Annotated in this window: 15 protein-coding genes; 5 read left to right on the forward strand and 10 right to left on the reverse strand. The window is 58.6% G+C overall.

All coding sequences use genetic code 11. The annotated features are described in order from the left end of the window. Nucleotides 1-78 precede the first annotated feature (78 nt). Both BLR31_RS11035 and BLR31_RS11040 read right to left on the reverse strand, forming a co-directional pair. Entirely contained in the window at nucleotides 79-1,587 is a 1,509-nt protein-coding gene (locus BLR31_RS11035; RefSeq protein ID WP_090596101.1) for an ABC-F family ATP-binding cassette domain-containing protein, read from the reverse strand. 277 nt (nucleotides 1,588-1,864) lie between these two features. Next, nucleotides 1,865-2,758: a sulfotransferase domain-containing protein gene (locus BLR31_RS11040; RefSeq protein WP_176762613.1), complete on the reverse strand. Its 894-nt coding sequence runs from the start codon at nucleotides 2,756-2,758 to the stop codon at nucleotides 1,865-1,867. A 502-nt stretch (nucleotides 2,759-3,260) separates the two neighbouring features. On the opposite strand from BLR31_RS11040, the gene parE reads away from it, so the two are divergent. The 3 genes from parE (at nucleotide 3,261) to BLR31_RS11055 (ending at nucleotide 8,331) form a co-directional block, all read left to right on the forward strand. Continuing rightward, the gene (gene parE / locus BLR31_RS11045) at nucleotides 3,261-5,288 is read left to right on the forward strand and encodes a DNA topoisomerase IV subunit B (protein ID WP_090596108.1); all 2,028 of its coding nucleotides are present in this window, start codon (nucleotides 3,261-3,263) and stop codon (nucleotides 5,286-5,288) included. A gap of 244 nt (nucleotides 5,289-5,532) precedes the next feature. Continuing rightward, complete coding sequence (locus BLR31_RS11050; protein WP_090596111.1) at nucleotides 5,533-6,975, forward strand: DEAD/DEAH box helicase; 1,443 nt, start codon at nucleotides 5,533-5,535, stop codon at nucleotides 6,973-6,975. A 300-nt stretch (nucleotides 6,976-7,275) separates the two neighbouring features. After that, nucleotides 7,276-8,331, forward strand: a complete 1,056-nt coding sequence (locus tag BLR31_RS11055) for a GGDEF domain-containing protein (RefSeq protein WP_090596114.1) — start codon at nucleotides 7,276-7,278, stop codon at nucleotides 8,329-8,331. A gap of 25 nt (nucleotides 8,332-8,356) precedes the next feature. Here BLR31_RS11055 and BLR31_RS11060 read toward each other — a convergent pair whose 3' ends face one another. From BLR31_RS11060 to BLR31_RS11095, 8 genes are read right to left on the reverse strand one after another with little or no spacing between them, the layout of a single operon-like run. After that, nucleotides 8,357-8,743, reverse strand: coding sequence for a HesB/IscA family protein (locus BLR31_RS11060; protein WP_176762614.1), 387 nt, complete (start codon nucleotides 8,741-8,743; stop codon nucleotides 8,357-8,359). A gap of 2 nt (nucleotides 8,744-8,745) precedes the next feature. Next, nucleotides 8,746-9,126, reverse strand: coding sequence for an SUF system Fe-S cluster assembly protein (locus BLR31_RS11065; protein WP_090596117.1), 381 nt, complete (start codon nucleotides 9,124-9,126; stop codon nucleotides 8,746-8,748). 12 nt (nucleotides 9,127-9,138) lie between these two features. Then, nucleotides 9,139-10,356 (reverse strand): cysteine desulfurase, encoded by a 1,218-nt coding sequence (locus tag BLR31_RS11070; protein ID WP_090596120.1) that lies wholly within the window; start codon nucleotides 10,354-10,356, stop codon nucleotides 9,139-9,141. Beyond that, nucleotides 10,356-11,567, reverse strand: a complete 1,212-nt coding sequence (sufD, locus tag BLR31_RS11075; protein ID WP_090596123.1) for a Fe-S cluster assembly protein SufD — start codon at nucleotides 11,565-11,567, stop codon at nucleotides 10,356-10,358. The genes BLR31_RS11070 and sufD overlap by 1 nt, the downstream gene beginning before the upstream one ends. 12 nt (nucleotides 11,568-11,579) lie before the next feature. Then, nucleotides 11,580-12,344 carry a Fe-S cluster assembly ATPase SufC gene (sufC, locus tag BLR31_RS11080; protein WP_090596126.1) on the reverse strand — a complete coding sequence of 255 codons (765 nt, stop codon included), beginning with the start codon at nucleotides 12,342-12,344 and terminating at the stop codon, nucleotides 11,580-11,582. Beyond that, complete coding sequence (locus BLR31_RS11085) at nucleotides 12,341-12,856, reverse strand: cupin domain-containing protein (RefSeq protein ID WP_090596129.1); 516 nt, start codon at nucleotides 12,854-12,856, stop codon at nucleotides 12,341-12,343. The genes sufC and BLR31_RS11085 overlap by 4 nt, the downstream gene beginning before the upstream one ends. Then, nucleotides 12,856-14,388: a Fe-S cluster assembly protein SufB gene (gene sufB, locus BLR31_RS11090; protein WP_090596132.1), complete on the reverse strand. Its 1,533-nt coding sequence runs from the start codon at nucleotides 14,386-14,388 to the stop codon at nucleotides 12,856-12,858. The genes BLR31_RS11085 and sufB overlap by 1 nt, the downstream gene beginning before the upstream one ends. Before the next feature lie 47 nt (nucleotides 14,389-14,435). After that, nucleotides 14,436-15,578, reverse strand: coding sequence for a cysteine desulfurase family protein (locus BLR31_RS11095; RefSeq protein WP_090596134.1), 1,143 nt, complete (start codon nucleotides 15,576-15,578; stop codon nucleotides 14,436-14,438). A 251-nt stretch (nucleotides 15,579-15,829) separates the two neighbouring features. Between BLR31_RS11095 and BLR31_RS11100 the strand changes: the two genes are divergently transcribed. Both BLR31_RS11100 and tyrS read left to right on the forward strand, forming a co-directional pair. Continuing rightward, nucleotides 15,830-16,492, forward strand: coding sequence for an alpha/beta hydrolase (locus BLR31_RS11100; RefSeq protein ID WP_090596137.1), 663 nt, complete (start codon nucleotides 15,830-15,832; stop codon nucleotides 16,490-16,492). A 143-nt stretch (nucleotides 16,493-16,635) separates the two neighbouring features. After that, nucleotides 16,636-17,889, forward strand: coding sequence for a tyrosine--tRNA ligase (tyrS, locus tag BLR31_RS11105; protein ID WP_090596245.1), 1,254 nt, complete (start codon nucleotides 16,636-16,638; stop codon nucleotides 17,887-17,889). Nucleotides 17,890-17,927: the final 38 nt, after the last annotated feature.

Raw genomic sequence — 17,927 nt, forward strand, 5'->3', positions numbered from 1 at the left:
TGCTCCTTGAATGGCCGCGTTCCCCACTTCGCTACCCAGAAGCGGTCAATCCGTTTTCCACCCCCAAACCCGACGCCCCTACCCCGCCATCACCCTAAAAAATCCCTCGGCATCGTCCACTTCAATAAGCCGCCCCTTATCGATCAGCAGGAACCGGTTTGCCACGTCGCGCACGAACGCCCTGTCGTGCGAGACGAGGACGCAGCTGGCCTCGTGGGCTTTGATCTCGTCGGCCAAAGCCTCCTGCCCTGCGATATCGACATGGTTGGTCGGTTCGTCGAGCAGATAGAAATTGGGCTCGATAAGGCGCAGAGCCAACAGCCCCAGTCGGGCCCGCTGGCCCGGCGATAGCCGGCCGATCGGGATCGCGTGCATGTCGATACCGACACCCGCGCCGGCCAAGAGCGCTCGCGTCCGCTGATCGTCAGGTCCGAGTGCGCTTATATAAGCGAAGGGCGATTCATCGGACGGCACGAAGTCGAGCGCCTGATCCATGTACCCGGTCACAAGGCTCGGCGTCGCCTTGATCCCGCCAACTGCCTCTCCGGCCAGCAAGACGCGTCGCAGCATTTCGATCAGCGTCGTCTTGCCGGTGCCATTGCGGCCCAGCAGCACGATCCGATCCCCCTGAAACAGGTGCAGCTTGGGGATCGAAAAGAGTTTCCGCCCATCCGGCGTTGCCACCGTAAGGTCCTCGAAGGCAACCAGCACCTTGGCGTGCGTGCCGCGATTGGCCAGCCGGATATCGCCGCTCCTTTCCTTATGCAGCGACTTGACCTGCGCCTCGATCTTTTCGGCCCGTTCGCGCAGCTGTTTTTGCTTTTTCTGTAAAAGGTCGCTGCCCGAATTGATGCCGATATTTTTGAGCTTTGCCGATTGCTGACGCAGTTGAGACGCTTCTTTCAGCTCGCGCTCACGTTTGACTGCATCGCTTTCATCTTCCAGCGCCAGCGCGTCGCGGGCTCGCGAATAGGGCAGCGCGAAATAGCGCGACTGATCCGGCCGCAGAAAAAGCGTGCGGTTGGTCACCGCGTCGAGAAATCCCCGGTCGTGGCTCGAAATGAGCACAGGAACCTCACCGATCCCCGCAAACCAGTTCTCGAGCAACAGGATTTTTTCGAGATCGAGGTGATTGGTCGGCTCGTCCAGCACCAGCACGTCGGGATCGGCCACCCAGGCCCGCGCCAAAAGCATCAGCCGCTGCCAGCCGCCGCTCAATTGCCTTACGGGCAAGAGCCGGATGTCGTCGGGCGTCGATAGCGAATCGAGCACCACGTCCACCCGCCAGCTTTCGCTGGCCAGCATCTCGGCATTGAGCCCGCTCGCCACGGCATCGAACATCGATGCACCCGTCAGCGTCTTGGGCACGTCCTGGGGCACATAGCCGACCCGAGCGCCGCGCGACAGCGTCAGCGAACCGGTGCTGAGTTCGTTCTCACCCGTGATGCATTTGAGCAGCGTCGTCTTGCCCGCACCATTGGCAGCGACGACACCCACGCGGTCGCCCGGACCGATGGAGAGCGTCAGATTGGAAAAGAGGGACGTCTTTGCGGTGTAGCCCGCATCCTTGAGAGCGATCGTCGTCATGGTGAAATCTCGAAATCGTCGGCCGCCTATAGCGGCTCCATGTCGTTGGTCGCGTTCGGCACAAAATTCTTGGGCCACGCGACAGCGATCAGGGCAGATCCCTACCGATTTCAAGCATAAAGCATGCGGTGTCGATCAGCCCTGCAACCTCAATTGCAGGGCAAGGACAGGTCCGCGCGAATATTGATACCTCAAACTCAAGAACTGAGCGGTGCTCATCGTACACATTCTCCGATCTCGAGCCATATATGCATGGTTACGCGGGGTCGAATCAAGCTCAGTTTGCGATCTTTGGCGCATACTTCTGAGCCAGCATAAGCGCCGCTTCACGATCGATATTGGCGTATTCCAGGACCCGTTTCGTGAGGAATCCGTGGCTGTCCATCTGCACCCCATGGGCCTCGATTATCGCCCGCGCATGAGCGGGTTGTAGCAGCTCGCGATAGTCCCGCGCCTCGGTTTTCCGGCCCCGTGTTTTCTGCGTTTCCGCCAGCAAACCAACTGCTGTGGTGATCGCTTTCTCATCGGCAGGGATGCGCATATGGGCAGCCAAACGCTTGAATTCCTTAGCCGAATCCTTGTGCAGATCCTCGAACCGGATCACGTTTACCGCAGGCTGGCGCTTGGCCGTCCAGCTCGCAACGTTCTGGCTCCAAGACCCCTGCGGCTCGGACACGAACTCGGGTCGCGACCGCACACGGCGGTCCACGGTCATCATCGCCTCGATGATCTTGAGCGGTTGCGCACCGGTCGATTCCACTAGCGCTGCCGCCACATCCAGTGGGTTGCGCACGATATAGGTCCCGCCGGCCGAAACTTTGGTATTGAAGGTCGGATGCCCATAGAACGTCCCACGCACCGCATGGGTCTTAACTACCGGAAATCCCTTGGGATTTCGCGCCAGCATCTCGTGCACCATGGGTCGCGCCGCGGCCACTTCTTCCTCGGCCAGCGCCTTGTGATCCTTGCCCGTCACTTCGGCATAAAGCCGTCCTGCGGAGTCCAGCGGGATGATATTATCGATATTGCGCATATCGATCCGCTTTGGCGGATTGGGCTGGCTGAGCGCGATCATCAAGAAGATCCCCGACCGCACCCAATTGCTGCCCGATCGCGGATAGGACGCGACGAAGTACAGCGGACGAATGGGCTTTGATTGCAGCTCGGACAACGCGAACACTCCCTGAAACAGAGCGTCCTAGTTAGCCCTGCGCGGTGGCCCGCGCAACACCTCTGCCAGTTCAGGCAATGAAAAACACCAGCGAAAGCAGGGGCAGAACAAACATTCGGGGAACCGATAGGTGGGCAAGCCGGTACGCAGAACTCTTCAACCCGGCCTGTACCCACCTGATGGGTTCGTGAGAATTTTGGGCCCGACGATACGCAGCGGACCGGTAGTCTCTCTCACGCATACGGCAACTCCAAACACATGAACCGTATGGGGAAATTTCTACAGCATCGGATTTAAGAAAGTGCTGACGATTGGCAAACCGGGGGTAAATCGACCCCATAAAAAGCGCCCCCGGTCTGTGCCATACTGGGAATACGTTCCATAACCTTCGCACCCAAAAGTGTTGAAAAGCCGCGGGTTATATGGTGTCTCGGCGCGTTGGCGCGCCCTATTATGGAAGGGCGAAACATTCTGATTCGATTTGCGCCCGCACAAAGGCTCCATGACAGACAATAACGATCTTTTCGGCGACACCCCTCCCCCTGCAGCAGCGCAGCCCGCCAAGTCGGCTCTAGCGCCAGCACCCGCGCGCGAGCCCGTGCAGCCGACGAGTTCCTATTCCGCAGCAGACATCGAAGTGCTTGAAGGCCTGGAGCCTGTTCGCCGCCGGCCGGGCATGTATATCGGCGGCACCGACGTCAATGCGCTCCATCACCTGTTCGCCGAAGTCATCGACAACTCGATGGACGAAGCCATCGGTGGTCACGCCACCCGGATCGAAGTGCATCTGGGCAGCGACGGATACATCACCGTCATCGATAATGGCCGCGGCATTCCTGTCGACAGCCACCCCAAGCAGCCGCATCTCTCTGCGCTTGAAGTGATCATGTCGACGCTGCACGCTGGCGGAAAGTTCGACTCCAAAGCCTATGAAACATCGGGTGGCTTGCATGGCGTCGGCGTGTCGGTCGTTAACGCGCTTTCGGACGATCTGATCGTCGAAGTGGCGCGTGAGCAGACCCTTTATCGCCAGAGCTATTCGCGCGGCAAGTCCGTCTCGGCGCTGGAAAATCTCGGTCGCGTCAACAATCGCCGTGGCACGACGATCAAGTTTCATCCCGATCCGGAGATTTTCGGCGCAAGCGCGAAATTCTCGCCCGACCGCATCTTCCGCATGACGCGGGCTAAGGCCTATCTTTTTGGCGGCGTTGAAATCCGCTGGTCGTGTGATGAGGAACTCGCCACCGAGAGCGTGCCGTCCAAGGCAGTCTTCCATTTCCCCGGCGGGCTCAAAGACTTCATCGAACGCCGTATCGAGGGCAAGACACGGATCATCGACGACGTGTTTGCCGGAAAGATCGGCCGGGCCGGCGCACATGGTTCTGTAGAATGGGCTATTTCCTGGTTCATCGGTGACAGCTTTACCTCTTCATACTGCAATACGGTCACGACACCGGATGGCGGCACGCACGAGGCCGGCCTGCGCACGGCGTTGCTGCGCGGTCTCAAGAACTACGCCGACATGATCGGCAACAAGCGCGCTTCCGTCATCACGTCCGAAGACGTGCTCGGTCACTGCGGTGCCATGATGTCGGTCTTCATTCGTGAACCGGAATTCGTCGGGCAGACCAAGGACAAGCTGGCATCAGGCGAAGCGACACGCATCGTCGACAACGCCATCCGCGATGCCTTCGACCATTGGCTCACCGCAGCGCCCAATCAGGCCAATAAACTACTCGACTGGACCATCGACCGCGCCGAGGACCGCTTGCGGCGACGCAAGGAAAAGGAAATCGACCGGAAGTCGGCGACCCGCAAGCTGCGCCTGCCGGGCAAGCTTGCAGATTGCAGCCAGTCCGCTGCCCAGGGCGCCGAGATTTTCATCGTCGAAGGCGACAGCGCCGGAGGCAGTGCCAAGCAGGCTCGCGATCGCGCTAGCCAGGCCGTCCTGCCACTGCGCGGCAAGATATTGAACGTCGCCGGTGCCAGCCGCGACAAGCTTGCTGCCAATCAGCAGATTTCCGATTTGTTGCAGGCTCTGGGCGTATCGATGCGTGACCGGTATCGCGAAGATGATCTGCGCTACGACAAGATCATCATCATGACCGACGCTGACGTCGATGGCGCGCATATCGCGTCGCTGCTGATGACGTTCTTTTACCAGGAACTGCCCAAACTCATCGAAGGCGGGCATCTCTATCTCGCCTTACCCCCGCTCTATCGGCTCTCGCAAGGCGCAAAAACTGCTTACGCCATGGACGACGCCGACCGGGCGCGTTTGATGGAACAGGAATTCGCTGGGCGGGGCAAAGTCGAGGTCACACGCTTCAAGGGGTTGGGCGAAATGCCCCATGCTCACTTGAAAGAAACCACCATGAACCCCAAATCCAGGACATTGCTGCAAGTTCGGATTGTCGCTGACCGAACCGAGACGACAGACATCGTCGACAGGCTGATGGGCAATAAACCCGAAGCCCGCTTCGAGTTCATCTCTGAAAAAGCCGCATTCGTGACCGATCTCGACGTTTAAGCTCTTTGCGAGATCGCACGTTAATCTTTCCGGCGAAATCAAGATTGACTTGAAACCCTAGTGCTTTATGGTCCCGCACGTCAGAGGCCATCCGTACTGCGGAACAAAAATTCGCGGACCGGTTTGAACACTTGTTTGCGACAGCGTACCGAAACTTCATTGGCGACACGACATTTCAGGGCCTATTGAACACTTCACGTTCAACTGCATCCATCGCCCTGATCCAAGATGATGGACATCCAATTTGACTATAGAATTTTCCGAGCTCGGCTTGGGCGACAAAGTTAACGAGGCGGTCTCCGCCGCGGGCTATACCACGCCGACCGAGATTCAAGCTCAGGCCATACCTTACGTCCTTGAGAAAAAGGACCTCATCGGCATTGCCCAGACAGGCACAGGCAAGACCGCTTCATTCGTCCTGCCGATGTTGAGCCTGCTTGAAAAGGGCCGTGCCCGCGCGCGCATGCCACGTACGCTTATTCTCGAACCGACGCGCGAACTCGCTGCGCAGGTGCACGAGAATTTCGAAAAATACGGCAAGAACCACCGACTGACCGTCGCTCTGTTGATCGGCGGCGTATCGTTTGAAGACCAGAACAAGAAGCTCGACCGCGGCGCCGATGTACTTATCGCAACGCCGGGCCGACTGCTCGATCATTTCGAGCGTGGACGCCTGCTATTGACCGGGGTCGATATTCTGGTGATCGATGAAGCCGACCGCATGCTGGATATGGGGTTCATTCCCGATATCGAGCGCATCTGTAGTCTCCTGCCGGCGCGTCGTCAGACTCTGTTCTTCTCGGCTACAATGCCGCCTGAAATTCAGAAGCTGACGCAGCGTTTCCTGCGCGACCCCGTCAAGGTCGAAGTTGCCCGCCAGAATTCAACGGCCGACACTATCGCCCAGAAGCTTCTTAAAGTTGGCCGCACGCCTGCCGAAAAGCGCGCGGCACTGCGCGATGCTATTCGTGGTGCAAGCGAACTGCGCAACGCTATTGTCTTTTGCAATCGCAAGCGCGATGTCGCGACGGTCGCCCGTTCGCTCGAGCGCCATGGATTTTCCGCAGGCGCGCTGCATGGCGACATGGACCAGAAGAGCCGCACGGATACGCTCGACCGTTTCCGCAGTGGCGATCTGCCCATTCTCGTCGCCTCGGACGTCGCTGCGCGTGGGCTGGATATTCCGGCGGTCAGTCACGTTTACAATTTCGACGTCCCGACCCACGCTGAGGACTATGTGCACCGCATCGGTCGTACCGGACGTGCTGGTCGTTCCGGCGTTTCGATCACACTGGTGTCACCTGGCGAAGACAAGTATGTCGACGCGATCACCAAGCTGATCCAGCGCGATATCGAATGGATGTCTTCAGGCACACCGAGCAAAGCAGAACCCGATGCTGGTGCAGAAGAAGCGCCGCGCAAGTCGCGCGGAAGATCGCGTCGCAAGGACGATCGTAGCGAACGAAAAGGCGGCGAGCGCAGCAATGCAGGCGAAAACGAGCGCAAGTCCAACGAACGCGCCGAACCGCGCGCCGAGAAACGTGAAGCCCAGAAGCCCGATACCCAGCCGCGTAATACGCCGGCGCAGGCACCGCGCCGGGCTAACAACGATGATGGCCCCTCCAGCTTCAAGTCTGAAGGCCATATACCGGCCTTTCTGCTTCGTGCCCCGGTCAAGCAAGCCTGAGCATAGCAATTAGCGCGAACGGTATTGGTGGCTCGGCGTCGATCTCCGAGCCGCAATACATCCCCCAAATTAAGTCTTGCCGATCGACCACCTGAAATTGTGCTGGACAGCGATTGGCTGACCCAATAGCAAATTCCGGCCTTTTAAGTCGGAATCACTGATAAAGGTCTAGTGCGTTTCGTGTGGAAACTGGTCTTTGATGACGTGACCATTGATCCGCTTATGTTGCAGAGCGAGTTTAATCCGGGCTTAAGGCCTTAACGGCTAGAATTGCTCAGGACAGGTGGTGGTTGGCGCAGCGTGACGAACCTGGATTTCGATAGAGCATCAGGATTTGCCAATGCGGCGCTTGCCATGCTCAAGCGCTCGCAAATTCCCCCGTTCCCCGTTTACTACGAACTCTTCTACACCTATGCGACCGGCGCCAATTCTGAGCTCAATAGCCAGATCAACGCGATACTGACGCGGTCGGGAAACATTTCACTCGAAGAAGCGACAGGGCTTTGCGAGCGGTTTCTCAAGATTTCCGACATGGAAGATCGTCTGCGCGCCATGTCCGAAATAATGTCGCGCAAGATCACCGACGTGAACCAGGCGATCGACTACGCGATGGCGACCGCCAACTCCTATTCCGGATCGTTGCAACAGGCATCTGGAGATCTCGAAGCGGGAATAGATGAAGACGCACTCAAGATGCTGTCGTCACGCCTGCTAAAAGAAACCCGCCGCATGCAGGACATGAACCGGCGGCTCGAAGCGGAACTCGAAAACTCCAAGGACGACATCTCGGTTCTGCAGCGCGACCTCGATGAGGTACGTAAAGAGTCGATGCTCGATCCGCTGACAAAAATTCCCAACCGGAAATGTTTCGACGAACAGATCATACTAGACCTTCAGCGCGCCCGTCGCGATGACACGACTCTAGCCCTGCTGGTCTTCGATATCGATCACTTCAAGGCGTTCAACGACACCTATGGCCATTTGACCGGCGATCAGGTGCTCCGCCTCGTTGCGCAGGTGCTCAAGGCCAATCTGCGCGGCCGCGACATGCCCGCGCGCTTTGGTGGCGAGGAGTTCATCGCCATCCTGCCCGAAACCGAACTGCGCGGAGCGCTCACGGTTGCGGAAAACATTCGGAAGTCGGTGCAGTCCAAAGAACTGCTCAAGCGCTCGACCAATGAAAAGCTCGGACGCATCACACTATCGATCGGGGTAGCCGAACTCCGCGCCGAGGATACCGTCGCGAGCCTCATCGAACGCGCCGACCAATGCCTTTATGCTGCCAAGCGCGGCGGACGAAACATGGTCGTTTCGGAAACCGATCTACCGCCGAACGAAGAGGCTGGCGTGGCGTAGCCAAAACCTTTTGGCAGACGACCCGTCAGACTGTCGCGTCGGCACGTGCTCTTGCAAGATCAGCGAGATCGGCCGGCTTGAGCTGAACGCTCTCCCCGCAGCCGCAGGCGCCCTCCTGATTGGGATTGTTGAAGGTGAAGCCCGAGGACATCTTGGTTTCCTCGTAATCCATCACCGTGCCCAACAGAAACAGCGTCGCCTTGGGTTCGACCCACACATCGACGCCCTTTTCACGAATGTGATCGTCGCCTTGGACGGGCTCGGTCACGTAATCGAGTGTGTAGGCCATGCCCGCACAGCCGGCGTTCCGCACGCCGACACGTACGCCAATGACAGGCCTGTCGCTGTCTTCAATGATTTCGATGATGCGCTCGGCGGCGGCATCGGTCAGTTGCATGATCGCGAAAGCCATTCCTACCACCAGTTCAGCGCAACTTGCGCTTCTTCGCTCATCCGATCCGGACCCCAAGGAGGATCGAACACCATTTTGACGTCGACGTCCTGAACACCCTCGACGGACCGAGCGGCATTTTCCACCCACCCGGGCATTTCACCGGCCACCGGACAACCGGGTGCCGTCAAGGTCATGTCGATCTTGAGATTGCGGTCGTCGTCGAGATCGACCTTGTAGATCAGCCCGAGTTCATAGATGTCGACCGGAATTTCCGGATCATAGACGGTCTTGAACGCAGCGATGAGATCGCTGGTGATGCGCTCGACTTCCTCGGGCGGCAAATTGGTGTTGCCCCCGACAAGGGTTTTGTTTTCGGCCTGTTCAGCTGCGGTATCAGTCATGACTGTCCAATTTCAAAAGAAGGACTGCGCTTTTTCGATCGCTTCGACGAGCACGTCCACATCGTCCTTGCCATTATATAGGGCAAAGGACGCCCGACATGTAGAGGTAGCGCCAAATCTCTTGAGCAGTGGCATCGCGCAGTGTGTGCCAGCCCGCACTGCGACGCCGTACCGATCGAGGATCGTCGAGACATCGTGGGCGTGAGCACTTTCCAAAGTGAACGCGAAAATTCCGCCCTTGTCGGGCGCGTCACCGATCAAACGCAGCGCGTTGATGCGCTTGAGGCGCTCAAGGGCATAAGCAGCGATTTCCCGCTCATGCGCCTCGATGGCATCTCGCCCCAGCGACTCGACATAGTCGATCGCGGCGCCAAGGCCGATGGCCTGAACGATCGGCGGCGTGCCGGCCTCGAAGCGGTGCGGCGGTTCGTTGTAGGTGACCGTCTCCTCGCTAACCTCTTCGATCATTTCGCCGCCGCCCATATAGGGCTGCATCTGCGCGAGGATATCGTACTTGCCGTAGAGCACGCCGATGCCGGTGGGGCCGTAGAGCTTGTGGCCGGTAAAGACGTAAAAATCCGCTCCGATATCGCGGACGTCCACCTTTGTATGCACGGCCGCCTGACTGCCATCAATCAAGACGGGAATGCCTCGCGCATGAGCAATTTCGACAATCGCCTTGGCTGGGTTGATGGTCCCCAACACGTTCGACATATGCGTGATGGCGACCATCTTCGTTCGGTCGCTCAGTGCGGCGGAAAAAGCGTCGAGGTCGAAACTGCCATCGGCGTTCACATCGACCCACTTGATCACCGCGCCCTTGCGTTCACGATGGAAGTGCCAGGGGACGATATTGGAGTGGTGCTCGGCGAGTGAGATGACGATCTCGTCGCCCTCGCCGATCAGCGGACCGGCAAAGGCCGAAGCGACGAGATTGATGGCTTCGGTCGTTGAACGGGTAAAGATGATCTCCTCTACCCGTTCAGCGTTCAGGAACGCCCGGACTTTCTCGCGTGCACCCTCGAATGCCTCGGTCGCGCGGTTGGCAAGCGTATGCAGGCCACGATGCACATTGGCGTATTCATGCCGAAAAGCATGATCCATGCGATCGAGAACCTGCACAGGCTTTTGCGCAGATGCTCCGGAGTCGAGATAGACGAGGCGACGGCCATGAATTTTCTCATCGAGGATGGGAAAATCGGCGCGGACTACCGCGAGATCGAATGCCATCAGGCGTCCTTTTTCAGCCAGCGTTCGACGATGCCCGATAGCGCTTCGGACACGTATTCGTCTTCAACGGCATCGGTGATTTCAGCGAGGAAAGCGCGAATGAGAATGGTTTCCGCTTCCTGCCGCGAGATACCACGGCTCATCAGATAGAAGAGGTGCGTATCGTCGAGATCGCCGCAGGTGGCACCGTGACCGCAGACCACGTCGTCGGCAAAGATTTCGAGCTCGGGCTTAGTGAGGATTTCGGCTTCGTCCGAAAGCATCAGGCCCTGAGTCATCATCTTGGCGTCGGTCTTCTGCGCGTCCATAGCAACGTTGATCTTGCCCTGGAACACAGCCCGGCCACGACCGCGCGCGATCTGCTTATAGAGCTCGGCAGAGGTCGTATTGGGCACGCCATGAGTGACGTCGAGCGTGATGTCACGGTGCTCATCGGTATCGACGACGTTGAGGCCAAAGAAGTCGCCATGCGCGCCCTCGCCCACGAAATCGGCGAAGATATTGACCCGCGCGAGATGCGCGCCGGCATTGATTACCACCGACTTGAGCTTGACCTCGGCGGCAATGCGGTATTCGACCGTGGCGAAATTGACGGCCTGGCGAGCCGAAAGATCGACCAGGATATGCGTGACTTCCGCACCATCACCCACAGATACATAGCTGCCAGCGTTGCCGATATGGGCGGCATCGCTGCCCGAAATGGTCTCGATGATGGTTGCCGACGCCCCTGACGCGACATGGATCTTGGCGCCGGACTGCACGTGAGCCCCCTCGCCTTCCATGCGCCGATCAATATGGATGACGGGATCGACAGATCCAGCCAATTCGACATTGAGAGACTCGCCGACCAGCGCAGCATTGAGGCGCACGATAACGTCGTCACGCGTTGTAAGAACCGACCCTGCTGCCTTGCCAATGATAACGCCTGCAGGCGCTGTCGTAGCACTCTGTACGACGCCATTGGCTATGACGATCCTATAGGCGCCGGGAATGTCGATCGCCGGGGCGCTGGCCTCGTTTGCTGGAGCAGCAAGAGGGGGCACGGCGCTCAGGAGCGTCTTGAGATCGGTGTAGTGATATGTTTCCACACGGCGCGTTGGAAGCCCGACAACCCGAAGGCGTTCGGCAGCATCCTTGGCTCCGGCGCTTTCAAGCTGGGCGACGAGGCTTTCCTCGGCGGCGCTCAGCCGAACTGGAGTTTGAACATGCATTGACGACACCCCTTAGGCAGCGTTGGTTTCGTCGAAATCGGCATAGCCCTTGGCTTCGAGCTCGAGCGCTAGCGACTTGTCTCCGGTTTCGACCACGCGGCCAGCAGAGAACACATGCACGAGATCGGGAACGATGTAGTTGAGCAGGCGCTGATAGTGGGTGATGACGAGCATCGAGCGATCAGCCGAACGTAGCTTGTTGACGCCTTCGGACACGACTTTCAGCGCATCAATATCGAGGCCGGAGTCGGTTTCATCGAGAATGCAAAGCTGCGGCTGAAGCAGTGCCATCTGCAAAATTTCAGCGCGCTTCTTTTCGCCGCCGGAGAAGCCGACGTTGAGCGGGCGCTTGAGCATGTCCTGCTTGATTTCGAGCAGACCGGCCGCATCCTTGACCGCCTTCATGAATTCCGGGGTCGTCAGTTCCGCCTCGCCGCGCGCCTTGCGCTGGCCGTTGATCGCGGCCTTGAGGAACGTCATCGTGGAGACGCCGGGAATTTCGATCGGATACTGGAAGGCCAGGAATACGCCTGCAGCGGCACGTTCGTCAGGCTCCATGGCGAGCAGGTCTTCGCCGTTGAAGAGGATTTCGCCTTCAGTGACCTCGTAATCGTCCTTACCGGCAAGCACGTAGGACAGTGTCGATTTGCCTGAGCCGTTCCGGCCCATGATGGCATGCACTTCGCCGCGATTGAGGGTCAGGTTGACGCCCTTGAGGATTTCGTTGTCCTCAACACGCACATGCAAATTCTTGATCTCAAGCAACGGGGTGCTCATGACTTGTCTCCGATATTTTCGCCGTCGAGATACTCGAGGCTCGTTTCTTGTCTTCCGATGTAGCGAAGCCGACGCTGGTGGCTGCCCTGCACTGGCCGGCTCATGACCTGGAACTTCCCACTGTCGGGATACTCGCAAACGTCGATGTCCGCCTTGGATGAAATCACCAGATATTTCAGCGTTTCCGTCCCGGTATTGATCAGTTGATGCGCGTATTCAGGGCCACCCACCGGTGCCCCAAGCACATCGCCCGCCTTGACCTTGTAGGTCTTGCCGCCAAAGCGGTAGTCGCCACCGCCCGCCAGGATCACCAGCATTTCGTCTTCGGCATGATGAACGTGATACGGGCAGGCTGTCTTGCCGGGCGCGACCTCCGTATATGCGCAGCCAAGCCGGGTCAGCTTGAGAATGTCGCCGACATAAGCGTCATGGGACTCAAACCAACCCTGATCGGCGTTGCGCTCAAGCTCCGCTTCCGACAGTCGCAACACTGGATTGTATTCGCTCCCCATTACCCCACGCTGCCTTCGAGCGAGATATTGATCAGCTTCTGCGTCTCGACCATGAACTCCATGGGCAGGTGCTGGAGCACATCGCGCACGAAGCCATTGACGATCAGGGCCACGGCTTCTTCTTCCGAAAGACCACGCTGCAGGCAGTAGAACATCTGGTCGTCGGAGATTTTCGAGGTGGTGGCTTCATGCTCGAACACCGCCGAGGAGTTGCGGCTTTCTATATAGGGCACTGTGTGCGCCCCACAGCGATCACCGATCAGAAGGCTGTCGCACTGGGTGAAGTTACGCGCGCCGGTTGCGCGGCGATGAGCCGACACCTGACCGCGATAAGTGTTATCCGAGCGGCCCGCTGCAATACCCTTGGAGATGATTCGGCTAGACGTGTTCTTGCCCAGATGGATCATCTTGGTGCCGCTATCGACCTGCTGCTTGCCGTTAGAAATGGCGATCGAATAGAACTCGCCGCGCGAACCGTCGCCGCGCAGGATGCAGCTTGGATATTTCCACGTGATCGCCGAACCCGTTTCGACCTGGGTCCAGGAAATCTTGGAGTTCTTGCCACGGCAATCGCCACGCTTGGTGACGAAGTTGTAGATGCCGCCCTTGCCGTCCTTGTCGCCGGGATACCAGTTCTGGACCGTGGAGTATTTGATCTCCGCGTCGTCGAGCGCAACGAGTTCCACCACAGCGGCGTGCAGCTGGTGCTCGTCGCGCATCGGGGCTGTGCAGCCTTCGAGATAGCTCACATAAGAGCCTTCCTCGGCGATGATCAGCGTGCGCTCGAACTGGCCGGTATTGCGCTCGTTTATGCGGAAGTAGGTCGACAGTTCCATCGGGCAACGCACGCCCTTTGGAATGTAGACAAACGATCCGTCCGTGAAGACGGCAGAATTGAGTGTAGCGTAGAAGTTGTCGCTCACCGGCACGACCGTGCCCAGATACTTCTTGATGAGGTCTGGGTGCTCGCGGATGGCTTCCGAGATCGAGCAGAAAATGATGCCGACCTTGGCGAGTTCTTCGCGGAACGTGGTGACGACCGATACCGAGTCGAACACCGCGTCCACGGCGACATTGCTACCGAACGGCGTGCCCGAAGGCGAACCATCTTCCTGCACGCCAGCCAGAATCTTCTGTTCGGACAGCGGGATGCCCAGCTTTTCGTATGTGCGCAGCAGTTCGGGATCGACTTCGTCGAGCGACTTCGGACCGGTCGTGCTCTTGGGCGCTGAATAGTAATACTGATCCTGAAAATCGATAGCCGGATAGGACACACGCGCCCAAGTGGGCTCTTCGAGCGTCAACCAGCGCCGAAAGGCCTCCAGGCGCCATTCCAGCATCCATTCGGGCTCGTTCTTCTTGGCGGAAATGAACCGGACCGTGTCTTCGTTGAGGCCCTTGGGCGACTTGTCGGATTCAATGACCGTCTCAAAGCCGTATTTGTATTTGTCGACATCGAGCGCGAGCACCTTATCGACGGTTTCGCGGTCGATGTTTTCCTTGAGCGTCGGGATGTCGGCGTAGTCAGACATTGTGGTCTCCAAATTCCGGCTCGCTCCTAAAGAGCGCTCCAATTCAATTATGCTGCCGCGCCCTTGCGGCGATGGCGGCTAAGCACGGTTTCATAGGCCTCAAAAAAGGTCTCGATATCGCTGACGGTCGACGACCAGCCGAGGCTGATCCGAAGGCCGCATTCACTCAATTCGGGCGGCACGCCCATGGCGTCGAGAACGTGCGAACGCCCGACCTTGCCCGAAGAACACGCTGAACCGGACGACACCGCGATGCCGGCCAAATCGAGGCTCATCATGGCCACGGTGTTCTTGATGCCCGGCACCGCGAAATTGACTACAGTTCCTATACGTTCAGCGCCGCGCGAAAAGATCACAGCATCGGGCGCAAGGCTTAAAAGCTGCTGCTCGAACGATGTGGCCAGCGCGCGTGTCGCATCGAGATCGAGCGTCTTGCCAATGTCTGCGCACGCATTGCCAAAACCCGCGACCAGTGCCGCCGATTCTGTCCCGCCACGCCTGCCCTGTTCCTGGCCACCACCGGGGATAATTCGAACGGTATCGGCATGCCCTTTCACCAGAAGCGCGCCAATGCCGGCCGGTCCACCGATCTTGTGGGCCGACACGGCCATCATATCGGTAGCCGAGGCGGCAAAATCCAGATCAAGCTTCCCGAATGCCTGGACAGCGTCGATAACAAGTATATGCGGCGTCGGACCAACCATCGCTTCTATGCGACCGCGCGGTTGAACCAATCCGGTCTCGTTATTGACCCAGGAGATCGCCACCAAGAGCTTTTCACCGGCCTGATTGGCCATATCGATCTGGCGCGCCAATGCATCGAGATCGACAGTTCCCGCCTCATCGACGCCGAGAATGCGGATCGAGACGCCCGAAATCTCAGCAGCCTTTAACGCCGCAGCATGGTCGGTCGCACAAACCAGAACGCGATCGATCCCGAAGACTTTCACCCCGCCCACTATAGCCTGGGTAATGGCTTCGGTTGCCGACCCCGTAAAGACAATCTGCTTGGCTTCGGCCCCAGCCAGCGCTGCAACCTGTTCGCGAGCGCTGTCGATCACGGCGCGCAAAGCACGGCCTTGGCCATGCACCGACGATGGATTGCCCACGTGATCAAGCGCAGCCAACATCGCCTCGCGCGCACGCGGCAAAAGAGGCGCCGAAGCGTTATGATCGAGATAGATGGCCATCGATAAGTCAACTCGCACTGGCGTGGCCCAACAGACGGGTTACGCCGCAGCAAACAATCCTTGAAATTGTACGTGCACCTTAAGTAAAAGGAGCGCTCACATGAGCCGGGCAATCCGGACAAAACCCGTTTGGAATAATTCTAAACTGGTATTGCGGTCAGTTTTATGGGCACCCGGACCATTCGTCAAGCCGGGGTCCGCTCTTGCATGCCACCCATGCGCCGGTGGCTTAAGCGTAAAGGTTACAGTAGATGCCTGAAGTGATTTTCAACGGTCCCGAGGGGCGGATCGAGGGACGGTATCAGCCCGGCAAGGAGCCGAACGCTCCGGTGGCGATCATCCTGCACCCGCACCCCCAGTTCGGCGGCACGATGAACAATCAGATCGTCTACAATCTGTTCTACATGTTCGTGCAGCGCGGGTTTGCCGTTCTGCGCTTCAATTCGCGCGGCGTGGGCCGTTCGCAGGGCGTGTTCGATCATGGTGTAGGCGAATTGTCGGACGCCGCTGCAGCGCTCGATTGGTTGCAGGCCCTCAACCGCGAAAGCCGCGGATGCTGGATCGCCGGCTTCTCATTTGGCGCCTGGATCGGCATGCAGCTTTTGATGCGCCGTCCGGAAGTCGAGGGGTTCATTTCGGTGTCGCCCCCGGAAAACCTTTATGATTTCTCGTTCCTCGCCCCCTGCCCGTCCTCTGGCCTGATCATTCACGGTGACCGCGATCGCGTGGCACCGCCAGAATCGGTCCAGAAGCTTGTGGACAAGCTCAAGACCCAGAAGGGCATCACGATCGAACAGCAGATCGTGGAGGGTGCGAACCACTTCTACGAGGGCAAGGTCGACACGCTCATTGATTCGTGCGGCGAGTATCTCGACCGTCGCCGGGCCGAGATCGCCGCCGGCGGCGGACGTTGACCCTCGCGATCGTTATGGAGGCCGCCACCGGCGGTCTCCAGCGAAGCTCATCCTGGGCGTGAGGGCGCCCGATTGACGGGATGATTTCGAGCCAAACCGGCCCGGCTCTGCCGGGCAGTCTCATCGCTCTGGAATCAAGACCAATGACTCAGTTCAAATCAGAATTTCTCCATACGCTCTCCGAGCGTGGTTTCATCCACCAGATTTCCGACGCTGACGCGCTCGACAAGAAGTTCTCCTCCGAGATCGTCACGGGCTATATCGGCTTCGACCCTACTGCCCCGTCATTGCACGTTGGCAGCATGATCCAGATCATGCTTCTGCACTGGCTGCAAAAGACCGGCCATCGTCCCATCGCCTTGATGGGCGGCGGAACGGGCATGATCGGCGACCCCTCGTTCAAGGATGAGGCGCGCAAGCTGCTGACGGTCGACGGCATCGCCGACAACATCGCGGGTATCAAGAAGGTCTTTAGCAATTTCCTAGAGTTCGGCGATGGCCCTCACGACGCCATCATGGTCGACAACGGCGACTGGCTGCTGGAGCTTGGCTATATCGAGTTCCTGCGCGATGTGGGCCGGCATTTTTCGGTCAATCGCATGCTGAGCTTTGACTCGGTCAAGCTTCGCCTCGATCGCGAGCAGTCGCTGTCCTTCCTCGAATTCAACTACATGATCCTGCAGGCCTACGACTTCGTTGAGCTCAACAAGCGCTTTGGCTGTACGCTGCAGATGGGCGGATCGGATCAGTGGGGCAATATCGTAAACGGGCTCGATCTCGGGCACCGCATGCTCGACACGCAGTTTTACGCGCTGACATCGCCACTGCTCACGACCTCATCGGGCCAGAAGATGGGCAAGTCTGCCAATGGCGCCATCTGGCTCAACGCAGACATGCTGTCGGTCTATGATTTCTGGCAGTACTGGCGGAATACCGAAGACGCGGATGTGGAACGGTTCCTGAAGCTATTTACCACGCTGCCGATGGATGAAATCGCGCGGATCGTCTCGGGTGTAGCGACCGACATCAATGAAGCCAAGAAAGTGTTGGCGACGGAAGTGACGGCGCTTGTCCATGGTCGCGCGGCGGCGGAAGAGGCAGCGGCAACCGCCGTGGCCGTTTTCGAGGCCGGTCAGCTCGATCTCTCATTGCCCACCATCCAGATCGGATGGTCCGCGCTGCGTGGCGGACTGGGCATTCTCGCCGCCACGGTTACTGCGGGCCTAGCGACGTCGAACGGCGAAGCGCGCCGCCATATCCAGGGTGGTGCACTCAAGGTCAACGACCAGACCGTCACCGATGAAAAGATGAGCCTGGGTGAGGCGACCGTGCTTGCGGAAGGCGTAATCAAGCTCTCGATCGGCAAGAAGCGACACGTTCTGCTCAAGCCGGTCTGACGTCGAGCCATCGTATTGGAAAGCCGGGTCACTTACCC

Source organism: Pelagibacterium luteolum (assembly GCF_900100665.1).
Lineage (GTDB): Bacteria > Pseudomonadota > Alphaproteobacteria > Rhizobiales > Devosiaceae > Pelagibacterium > Pelagibacterium luteolum.